This is a genomic window from Psychroserpens sp. (assembly GCF_036960315.1).
Lineage (GTDB): Bacteria > Bacteroidota > Bacteroidia > Flavobacteriales > Flavobacteriaceae > Psychroserpens.
This window is the reverse complement of sequence record NZ_JBALVR010000007.1, coordinates 73,975-85,909: the sequence shown is the minus strand read 5'-3', so window position 1 is coordinate 85,909 and position 11,935 is coordinate 73,975. Positions and strand designations below refer to the sequence as shown.

At 33.0% G+C, this 11,935-nt stretch carries 8 protein-coding genes; 1 reads left to right on the top strand and 7 read right to left on the bottom strand.

Going from position 1 to position 11,935, the window contains the following annotated elements:
* Positions 1–66: 66 nt before the first annotated feature.
* Positions 67–480, bottom strand: coding sequence for an HYC_CC_PP family protein (locus tag V7719_RS12715; RefSeq protein WP_335730406.1), 414 nt, complete (start codon positions 478–480; stop codon positions 67–69).
* Between the two features lie 309 nt (positions 481–789).
* Here V7719_RS12715 and ccsA point away from each other — a divergent pair, with 309 nt between their 5' ends.
* Complete coding sequence (gene ccsA / locus V7719_RS12710) at positions 790–3,909, top strand: cytochrome c biogenesis protein (RefSeq protein WP_335730297.1); 3,120 nt, start codon at positions 790–792, stop codon at positions 3,907–3,909.
* Here the strand turns inward: ccsA and V7719_RS12705 are convergent.
* The 6 genes from V7719_RS12705 to V7719_RS12680 are packed head-to-tail and all read right to left on the bottom strand — an operon-like array spanning position 3,902 to position 11,730.
* Positions 3,902–4,717, bottom strand: coding sequence for a hypothetical protein (locus V7719_RS12705; RefSeq protein WP_335730296.1), 816 nt, complete (start codon positions 4,715–4,717; stop codon positions 3,902–3,904). The two genes, ccsA and V7719_RS12705, sit on opposite strands and share 8 nt — an antisense overlap.
* 4 nt (positions 4,718–4,721) lie before the next feature.
* Positions 4,722–6,338 (bottom strand): hypothetical protein, encoded by a 1,617-nt coding sequence (locus tag V7719_RS12700; RefSeq protein ID WP_335730295.1) that lies wholly within the window; start codon positions 6,336–6,338, stop codon positions 4,722–4,724.
* A gap of 9 nt (positions 6,339–6,347) precedes the next feature.
* Positions 6,348–7,784 (bottom strand): hypothetical protein, encoded by a 1,437-nt coding sequence (locus V7719_RS12695; protein WP_335730294.1) that lies wholly within the window; start codon positions 7,782–7,784, stop codon positions 6,348–6,350.
* A complete protein-coding gene (locus tag V7719_RS12690; RefSeq protein WP_335730293.1) occupies positions 7,763–9,604 on the bottom strand; it encodes a hypothetical protein in 1,842 nt (613 codons plus the stop codon). Before V7719_RS12690 ends, V7719_RS12695 begins: the two co-directional genes overlap by 22 nt.
* Before the next feature lie 6 nt (positions 9,605–9,610).
* Positions 9,611–10,945, bottom strand: coding sequence for an NAD(P)-binding domain-containing protein (locus V7719_RS12685; protein ID WP_335730292.1), 1,335 nt, complete (start codon positions 10,943–10,945; stop codon positions 9,611–9,613).
* Positions 10,945–11,730, bottom strand: a complete 786-nt coding sequence (locus tag V7719_RS12680) for a hypothetical protein (RefSeq protein ID WP_335730291.1) — start codon at positions 11,728–11,730, stop codon at positions 10,945–10,947. The genes V7719_RS12685 and V7719_RS12680 overlap by 1 nt, the downstream gene beginning before the upstream one ends.
* Positions 11,731–11,935 lie beyond the last annotated feature (205 nt).

Genomic DNA, 11,935 nt, shown 5'->3' with positions numbered 1-11,935 from the left:
CACCTAATACAGGAAATTATCCTAATGGAATACATCCATAGGACATTATAGTCTAAAGTTTAAAAATCAAATTAAATAAGTCTCGTCAGTCTTGTAGAGTTGCCTTATGACGAGCGGTGGTTTGTATTCTTCATAAGAAGACACATTGTTATCAAAACCTTCAAAAAGGTTAATGTAAGTGTAAACAAATGAAGCTATAAATAGGTGTTGTTCAAAAGAAATTTTATCGACTAATAGTTGTAATTCGTCTTGACCATCAACTACTAATTGTTCGTCGTTACAACAGTTCTTTTTAGTTATAGCACAACCTTCAGCAGAAGGATTTGCCATTTCCATTCCACATCCTTTTGCTTTATGGAACACAGCCGTTTCTACCAATGTATCCCCACAATAGTGCATATCAACAGTGAATGACATTGTAGAAAACAACACTACAAAAGCCATTAGTAATGACAATATTTTATGGAATACTTGATTCATACTAACCACAAAGGTATAAAATTTCAACTACATCTAATTTTGTTTAACAGAAGTTTAAATTTCTGTTTGATACATAAATCGATAATCTCACTAAAAATAGCCTGCAAATGTGAAGGTGTTTTATAGTCACTTAGCATCTCACCTATTTCAGATTAACCCACACTTCTTTGAAGATCTAAAATCTTTATAAATGATCTACGTAATCTCATCGACTTAGTTGTTTATTAAATAAGTACCCTATGCTATTTCCGAATTATGTATTCACGATTCTGAATTAGCATCAATTATAATCTAACTAATTACGATTCTATGAAGAAATTGTATGTCGCAATTATCAAGTACTCTAAGCCAATTTTTAATACTAGAGCTGCTGGTCTTTATATCTTATTATTTGCAGCCTCCATCGCTATTGCTACATTTATAGAAAATGATTTTGGCACTAGTGCTGCTCAAAAAGTCATCTTTAAGGCTTGGTGGTTTGAACTCCTATTACTTTTATTCAGTATTTCCATTGTAGTGAACATCTTTAAATTTAGGATGATTCCGCAGAAAAAATGGTCATTATTACTTTTTCATTCAGCAATAATAATCATTTTACTTGGTGCTGGTATTACAAGGTATTTTGGCTTTGAAGGTATGATGCATATACGAGAAAGCGATTCATCAAATAGTTTTTTGTCATCTGACACCCATTTAAAGTTTAAGGTCAATAAAGATGGTAAATCATATGACTTTAATGAGCCTGTACTTTTTGCTTCCTTAGGCAATAACAATTGGAGTGAATCGTATTTAATAGATAGTGATTTAATCGAAGTCAACGTAAAAAAGTTTGTACCAAATCCTACTCAGATTCTGAGTTCCACAATTAATGGAAAACCTACTCTAAAAATTGTAGTTGCAGGATTAAATGGCAGGGAAAATTACTTTATCAGTAGTGGAGAAACAAAACGCATCAGAAATGTTGTTTATAATTTCAAAAAAAGTGAACTACCAGGAGCTATAAATATTGATTATTCTAATGATTCTTTAGGACTCAAATATAACAGACCACTTACTCAAATGGTTATGGCCACGCAAAAGAAAGACACCATTCGTCCTTCAGGCAATTATAGCCCGTTAAAACTTCGTTCTTTATACTCAGATGGGATTAACAACTTTGTGTTTTCTGAGTTTAACAACAATGCGACTGTCAGCATAGAATCTGAAGCCGTTAAAGTAAAAAATGAAAGCATCACGGCATTAGTAATGGATGTTTCTGTAAATGGACACAGCAAAGAAGTCATTATTTATGGAAGTAGAGGCTCATCTGGAAGAGTAAAAATTTTAGAGTTTAACACTACAAGTATAGCCTTATCATACGGTTCAAAGGATATTAACTTGCCTTTTTCAATACAATTAAACAAATTTATTCTCGATAAGTATCCTGGAACCAATAGTGCGTCATCTTATGCCAGTGATGTTGTATTACTTGACCACAGAAAAGATGTGAAGAGAGATTTCAGAATCTTCATGAACAATATTTTGAATTATGAAGGCTATCGTTTTTTTCAATCGTCTTTTGATAAAGATGAAAAAGGCACGTATTTAAGTGTTAACCATGATTATTGGGGAACGCTCATCTCCTACATTGGATATGGTTTATTAACCATTGGTTTAATTCTTACTTTTTTTAGTAAGAATACAAGATTTCATCAAGTTATTCAGAAGATAAAGAAGATAAGAGCCAAAAGCGGAACTTTTATTTTATTGCTATTTTTAACATGCTCAATTTCAAATTTATCGGCACAATCTCAGGAAAGTAAGACTCATATAACTCATGCCGTTAATGAAGAACATGCCGATAAATTCAGTAAACTTGTTGTGCAGGATCTCAAAGGAAGGATGAAGCCTATCCATACGTTATCACGGGAAATCATGCGAAAATTATATCGTAAAGAGAGCTTAGATGGATTAAATGCTGATCAGGTTATGTTAAGCATGTTTGTTAATAGCAGTACGTGGAACGATGTTAAAATAATAAAATTAGGAAAGCACGAAGACATCCATAAACAGCTAGGCGTTTCTACAAATTATGCTTCATATAAAGATTTCTTCAATGAAAAAGGCGAGTATAAGTTAAGAGCTGAAGTGAGAAGAGTTTATGATTTAAACCCAAAAGACAGAGGCGTTTATGAAAAAGAATTATTAAAAATCGACGAAAGGCTTAACATTTTAAGCATGGTCTTTTCTGGCAACTTATTAAAAATTATTCCAGTTGAAGGTGATAAAAACAATACTTGGATTGCAAGATATACTCATGGAAATGATAGTCATGAAAGTCATATTGCTAATAAATTTTTCGATGCTTACGGAACTGCACTCAAAAATGGAATAAAAACGAACAACTATAGTGATGCAAATAATTTGTTAAATGAACTGAAGGCGTACCAAGCAAAGAATGGCACAGCTGTTTTACCTTCTTCATCTAAAATAAGTGCTGAAGTATTTCTTAATAATTTTAACGTTTTTAATCGATTAGCTGCATTCTACTTTTTTATAGGATTAGCATTTCTGTTCTTTCTATTTCTATCAGTTTTTAAACCAAATATTAAGCTTAAAAAAGTGTACACAATATTATTTGCACTTGTTATTATTGGCTTTTTAATGCATACTATAGGTCTTAGCTTAAGATGGTATATTTCTGGAAGAGCACCCTGGAGTAATGGTTATGAGTCTATGATTTATATTGCTTGGACAACAACCTTAGCGGGTGTTCTTTTTACTAGAAAATCTTTTGGTGGTTTGGCAGCTACAATGGTATTAGCATCAACCATACTATTAGTTTCAATGATGAGTTTTCTCGATCCTGAAATTACACCTTTGGTTCCTGTTTTAAAATCGTATTGGTTAACCATACATGTATCGTTAGAAGCAGGTAGTTATGGTTTTTTAATGTTAGGAGCAATCATCGGACTCATCAATCTCATATTGATGGTTTTTATAACTGATTCAAATAAAGATAGAGTTAAAAGAATTGTTACTGAAATGTCCTATATAAGTGAATTAACCATATTTGGTGGATTGGTGATGGTGAGTGTTGGTACTTATCTAGGAGGTGTTTGGGCAAATGAATCTTGGGGAAGATATTGGGGATGGGATGCTAAAGAAACTTGGGCATTGGTTACTATTCTAGTTTATGCTTTTATATTGCATATGAGGATTATTCCAAAATTAACAAGTTTGTTTGTCTATAACGTTTCTACCATCTTTGGACTCGCAACAGTCGTTATGACTTACTATGGTGTCAACTACTATTTATCTGGTTTACATTCTTACGCTACTGGAGACTCTGTACCTATTCCAAAATGGGTGTACATCGTTGTTGCTTGCATCATTGTAATAAGTGTGTTGGCTTATCTTAAAAAGCGCAAATACAAAGCAATTACTTAATAAGCACTCCATTTTCTAGTATCAAATCATAATGATAACCTGCTCCAAAATCTTTATCTAAGGTGACAAGTGCTTTAATAGTAATCGAAGAGCCTTCTGGAACAAATGCATCGGATGTAATTACTAAATCGAAATCATCTTTACTCCCATCCTTAAGATGTATCCAGTTTCTGTTCATAATTCCTGCATTTATCTTAGTGCATGTGCCTGTTAATTGCACAGTTTTTCCTTCGTATTTTTTTTGATTTGCGACCAATTCAGATATTTTAATTGAGCCTTTGTGTTGTATTACCTTATCTGCATGTGTCTCTATAACAACTTTAGTAGGCCTCTTTTGTTTTGCTTCGGAATACTCACCAATATTAACTTTATCAGTAGTATTTCCATGTTGTTCTGCTACCAAATTAGTAACGAGGTATACCGTTTCGAAAACACGATTATACTCTTTACTTTCAAAATTAGTTTTAAGTAATCCTCCTTTGTAAAAATAGGTATCACCTACTTTAGCTTCCATTTTCCCTGTTGCAATCCAAAATTGTTTATCCCCTTCATTAACATTCAAGTAAACATATTTTGTTGTTGGTAATACTTCATTAACAACCACTTTATGTAAGCCTTCGGAAAATGGTGTTGCATTATAGTCAACATTTAAATCTGATTGAGGTGTTTCTGATTCTGAAAATATACCAGATGATTTTACTGAGTCATTATCCTCAGATGTTTCAGTTATTACCTTTGGGTTCTTATTACAGGAAATGCACATTAAAGCCGTCATAATAAGAATTGATGTATTCATTTTTGAGTTCATAATTTTATTTTTTTCGTAGTCTGTAAAATCGTTTTATTATCCGTGTATTTATTCGATAATTATTTTCTCCGTTATAAGTTGAATATTCTCCTGAAAGACTAACAATTAATGATCGGTCAATGTAGTAAGACAGGTAGGTTCCAACATAATGCTGAGAAAAATCTGGAACAGTACTTTTGTATTTATAATCCACAAATCTATAGTAGAAATCAGCATTTAATCTATCATCCAAAAATGCTGTTGAATACCGCAAAGAAGCAATATTACTTTCCAAATAGTTAGTTGAATTCTTATTATAAGTTAAAGACACCCTTCCTTCTATTCTTGGCAATTTTGAAAAACTAACATAACCATAAAGATTATCAGATTTATTTTGATTGTCGCTTTGAAATCGTTTACTGTAACTAAAACCACTAAATACATTCTTAAATGGTTTAATATTGAGCCGTGCTCTAAAACCTTGGCGAGCTATATCTTCATCTAATAATTCTTCAATATTTGTTTCATACGTTTTATAATAAATAATACGTTTTCTTGAATCATACGATAGCGACAAATTAATTTTTCTATTAAAGCGATAACGTGCTGTAACATATAAATTAGTCAGTCTTGGGCTATTGCTAAGAGAATCATTTAGTTTATTATATATATCCAATTCAGAAGCTACATAAAAATTCAATTTTTTAAAAAGCGTACTTGAATGCTGGAGATACGTAAAACGCCTATCAACTTCACCATTATTTCTTTGTTCCGCTATACCCAATGTGGTTTGGGATCGTATATTTTCATTATCGGTGAGTCTTCCAATATATGCTCCATATTGTAATAAGTCAGAATTGAATCCAAAATCAAAAATATCTGGTCTGAAACCTGCTATGACACCAACATAATTCTTTCCGAAGAACTTTTCAGCTTGCATTCCATCGATAGCACCAAGAGAAGATATTTTATAATTAATTTTCCGCCCAAGAGCAATCGATAGTGTAGAATCTACATCATATTTCAATGCCAGATTAAACACTCTTATTGCGTTATCATTTCGAGAGCTTCTAGCATTATTTGAGCTAATATTTTTTCTATAATTTAGATAAGTTTCTAAAGAGAATTTAGAGTGGTTAATATGATCTGCATACAATGAAAAACGCGAAACAATTCTATGATTGTCATCTCTAAGATCCGAAAGCGTACTATAGCTTGCAACAGATAAGCGAGACTTAATTTTTTCGGTATACTCAAATTCTTTAGGTTTAATATTGATTGCTTTAATTGAATCATTATAGCTAATACCAATATCTTCAACAATAGCCTCTTCTTCAATTACAGCGTCATTAACAAGACTATATTGACACAGAACAATTGTATCTTTTTCGATATCACAATCATTGATTTTAGTGCACACTACAGAGCTTGAAGATTTATTATTAACTAACAAGCATGGTTTATTATTAGATATTCTTAAAGTATCTCCAATTTTAATCATTTGTGTGTTATCAAATTTCACATAAACATTTTTAGACGTTATAAATGTGACTTTCCCTTCAAGTATATACTCGTTGTCTTGAGCATTAGTATGAAAACAAATGATGGCAAAAGACAATATGAATATAAATTTACATTTCATCTTGTTTAATTAGCTATCAGGATGACATCCTAAACATGCGTTGCTCTCATAAATATATCCATTAACTTCACTATGATCATTGTCAGTTTCATTCTGTGTATGACATGTTATACAAGTAAAAACTGAGTAGTCATTAGCATCAGTATGACAATCAATACATGAATTCCATTCACCATCATGAGTGCCACTATTGATTCTAAAATATTGGCCATCATGATCAAATGTAGAAGGTTCCCAAACTGTTTCATTATGACACTCCATACAATCGGTTGGGAATTGAGCGCCATTATGATTCGGATTAGTTGTAGCGTTATAATCATCTAAATGACAACCAACACAAGTATTTGGTGTGTTTGTATAACCAGCACTATGACACGCAAGACAATCACTTACTATTAATGCATGTGCTCCATTTAACGGATAGAAATCGTTATGATTCCAAGTTACTGGTGTCCAATTTGGATTAGTGGTGTGACAGGTCACACAATTCGTTGGGAATTGTGCATCACTATGATTTGGGTCTGTTGAACCATCATAATCTGTTTGATGGCAACTTACACAATTTGGATCTGTATCTGAATAATTCGCCGTCGTATGGCATTGCGTACAATCTTGAATATCATGACCAAGCGTTAATGGGAAAAAATCGTGATCTATAGTCGCTGGTGTCCAACCTGGATTCGTGGTATGGCAGGACGCACAATCTGTCGAATAGCCAACATCATTATGGCTCGGGTTTGTAGTTGTATCATAATCGCTTTGATGGCAACTCACACAGTTTGGATCTGCATCGGAAAAATCATTTGTTATATGACACTGAATACAATCTAAATTATCATGCCCTAAAGTCAGCGGAAAAAAATCATGATCACCTACGTTATCGGTTTCCCAAACTGTACCGATTGGGTTATGACACTCTAGACAATCAATTGAAAAATTACTATGATCTGGGTTTTCTGTTGTTAAATAATTTTCTCGATGACAACTGATACACTCATTTCCAATATTATCAAACCTTAAATTAGTTTCAGACGAATGACAATCAACACAACTTAAACTTCCATGTGAGCCAATGAGAGGAAAGCCATTTTCTTCATGAATTTCTGGTATATTATCTACCAACCACGTATTTGATGTATGACACCTTATACAATCATTTCCAACAGAAGAACTGTGTATATCATTATGACAAGAAGCACATTGATTAGGAGCTTCATCAAACACTAAACTCGTATGACATGCTTTACAGTCTGTTTGTGTATGCGCGCCTTCAAGTTTAAATTCTGTTTTATTGTGATCAAAACGCATCAAATACACGTCCATTTCCCAACCAGACGGATTATGACATTGATTACAATTCACCTTCAGCTTATCTCCATGAGGAGACTGTGCATAAATAGATGCAACCGAAAAAAGGCATAATATTATTGATGACAATCGATACATTCGAATTTGTTTAATTGATATACTATTTCTTCTTTACCGTTAACTATAGTGCTTATATGACAAGCTCTACAGTCAAGGTCAGTGTGTTTACCTTCTAGAGGGAAATTTGTGGCATTGTGATTAAAATTTTCAGGCATCCAACTCGTGGTTACATGACATCTCATACAATCAGTTATTCCATTTATTGCAAAATCATTGTCATGAACGTTGTCATGACATGCGATACAGTCGGTATCCAAATCGGTGAACTTCTGTGTAATTTCAGATTTATTATTTTCATTTTCAATGAAATGGCATTCGAGGCAGGCTACTTGTTGGTGTTTCCCTTCAAGCGGCCATTCTGTATTAGAATGGTCAAACGAATTGATGCTAGACCATGTATCATTTACATGACACGCTGTGCAATCTTGATTCGGATAAAAGGTGTCTGATATATAATTTTCGTGGATATCATTATGGCAATCCACACAATTTGAACCCAGCTCTCTAAACGTCCATCGTTCCTTTTCTTCACTTACATGACAAGCATAACAAGCTGTTGCGACGTGAGCTCCTTTTAAAGGAAAATCGGCTTCTTGATGTTGTTCTAAAGTATATAAACTATAACCAAAACCTTCCTGTAAAGAATGGCATTCAATACAATCTGGTGATATGTTGTTTTCAGCAAATTCACCCATGTGATAATCGTCATGGCATTTTTGACATGCTGAAAAATCAATGACTTTTGTGTAGCGTCCGGCGTGGCATTGTTTACAATCCACTTGAAGATGGTTGCCTTCCAAAGAATAATCAGTAACACTATGATCAAAATTATTTATGTTCTTAATTGATAAAAAGCTTGTTTCTTTATGGCATTTGGCGCAATCCAATCCAAACTTACCTTCATGTGCATCATCATGGCACTTTACACAATTATTTTCATCAATATTGATATTGTCTAGAAACACTAGTTTAGGGTTATCGGTTTCTTTGTGACAAGCAAAACAGTCAATGTTCTTATGACTTCCTTTAAGATTGAAATCGGTAGTGTTGTGGTTAAATTCATCCTGACCCTGAAAAAATGAAAACGATGTTTCTGTATGACATTGAGCACATTCGCCAGACAACTGGCTATTGTGTGGATCGTCATGACAAGACACACAATCATTAAAAGCTATGTCACTAAATTCTTGAAAATCTAGTCCGTTTATAGTTGTTTTTTGATGACATTCTATACATTCTACATCGATATGCTTACCTTTTAAAGCATATTCTGTATCATTCGTATGATCGAAATTTGAAGCTGGTTCAAAAGCTTTAAAATCATGACATTGCTTACAGTCTTTAGGTAAGGTTTGTTGATGATAATCATCGTGACAGGTCAAACATTCTTGTTGTAAGCCTAAAAACGTATTTTTTCTTTTTTTTATGTCTGTATTTTCAATAAAATCAGGCTGATGGCATTCGCGACAATCTATAACATCATGCTGCCCTTCTAGCTTATAGCCAGTTGTATTATGATTAAAGTTATCTTGATCAAATCTTACCATATCAAATTTTCGTCCGTGATGTTCGCTATGACATTTAAAACAATCTTGCTTATTTACTTCAGAGCTAGCATGAAAACCTTCATTATTATTAATTAAAGACTGAATTTCTTTATGACATTCCAAACATTTACTATTGAGAACTTTCTCTCCTAATTCGTGACATTGCGTACAATTACTCATTCCTTCTAAATCTTTATGCGCTTCTGATAAATCACCAGGAGATATTTGTCCGTAACTTATCGTTACAAAGCATAAAAAGATCAAAATGCTATTTACCAATACTTTATTCAAATCATCCTATTTATGACTTTTCATTATATAACCGAAACGTTTGGTGATTTTCACTCCTGGTTTTTCTAAAAATGCCGTTGGCAAAATACCTCCTGCAAAAATGTAAACTAAATCGTTATTTATTTCATGAGTGACGTCATCAATTTTCACCATACATGAATCGTCCATAATTTCAATTAAGCTGGAATTAAATTTTAAATCAACTTCACCATTTTCATGAGCCACAAGTATATCTTTCCTATTTCTCGGTTTGCACCGGGTTAAGGTATCTGTTCTAACCAATTGAGTAACTCTATTATTATCAGATAATAATAAAGCAGATTCAATAGCCGAATCACCTCCACCCACAACAATTATGTTCATATCATTTATTCTTTCTGGTTCTAACAATCTATAGGCAACTTTCTTCGACACTTCACCTGGAATATTTAATTTTCTTGGACTTCCTCTTCGACCGATTGCGATAAGAACATTGTTAGAAATATACTCTTTACCAATGTTCGTCATAACCTTGAATGTTCCATCATTTTGCGGAATAATATCTTCAACTTTGGTGTTTTCATGTATGGAAATATCGTGATCAGATATAACTTTTTGCCACAATTCAAGTAGTTCGTCCTTTGAAGTATCAAAAAGTTTTACTTTACCATAAAGTGGTAACGTCATGGGTGATGTCATAACCACTTTTGCTCTTGGAAATGTAAAAACGGTTCCTCCTAATGAGTCTTGTTCTAAGGTTAGGCTTGAAAGACCATGTTTTTTACATGCAAGCGTTGCTGAAATACCAGCAGGTCCTGCACCAATAATAATAACATCAATAATATTTCCTTTGGAAAAATTCTTGCTTTTAACAATACTATCAATAGCTTGCTGTCCTTGCTCGACACTATTTTTGATCAGTCCCATACCACCGAGTTCTCCAGCAATGTAAATGCCTTTAATATTGGTTTCAAAATTTTGACTCACATGTGGTAAATCAACACCTCGAGTTTCTGTACCAATCCTAAGCGTTATAGCTTCAACAGGACAGGCGTGAAAACAAGCACCATGACCAACGCAATTAGCAGTGTTAATAACGGTAGCTACACCATCAACAATCCCTAAAATATCTTTTTCAGGGCAATCTGCTACACAAGCAGCACTTCCAATACATGTTTTAAGATCGATATAAGGATATAACGAAACAGGCTCATACATGCCCTCTTCTTTTGCTATTACAACCTTTTTTTCAACAACTACAGATTTCACTTTCTTCTTTCTCATATATAAGAAAACAGTTGTTGCGCACAGTAAAAAAACTATCCCATAGGTAATCATTCGTTCTAAAAGTATTTCATCCATTAGAATATCCATTTATATCCAAATGCCACGGTAATGGCAATATGAATTATTACTATTACGAGCATTATTAAAGCAAAAGGCATATGGGCAACATGCCAATTCTTAAATAGTTTTTGCATCGTTTGTAATCGTGCTATTTTTCTAGAAAGTATAGCATCATCTTTAATCAGTTTTAATATATAGTTCTTATCGTCTTTAACAAACTCTTCATTTGCTAATAAGCATTTTAATGTTTTCATGTTTTTGGATGAAGATGTTTCGGCATTAGCTAAAGTTAAAATCTCGAACTTCACCTCTTCATCGATCTCAATATAGGCGTCTAAAGCAACAGCTAAATCTGTCTTCATACCTTTTACCTCATTTAATGTGAGCTCTTGCCCTTCAATAGATCTTGGTATTTGGATGTATATAAACCGTCCAATAACACCACTCAAAACTACAGCAACCATACTCCAAAAAGCAATGGATACGACACCTCCGAATTTAAATGCGGTATGAAAAAGAATAAGTATCGGACCTAAAGTGCATAAAAAAATATGAAATTCTAATAGGTACTTTAGACGTATTCTTTTAGACATAAAATTATATCGTTTTCTTGCTATATAAATTGAAACACCAAATAATATCATAAGTGTGCCAATAACACCCAAACCTTGCCCATAGAGACCACTAGGCTTAAACCATAAGTGTCGAGGATGATAAAAACGTTCTTCTAAAGTTGTGTTATAGTATGTATACCCTGAATAAATAAGGTATGCTGTTACTACTAATGTAGCAAGAATCATAGAAGCTATGAATATGTTATGTTGGGGTTTTGTCAAAGTTTCACATCATTATTTAGTTGATCTTAAATCGATACTTATTATATAAATAACAACTGAACAAACAACTTTACATGATTGATTTTTATTTTTTTGAGTAAAAAAGAGGATTGAGTTGTTTTAATAAGTACGAGACAGAATATTTAAATAAATCATTCATGATTTGTTT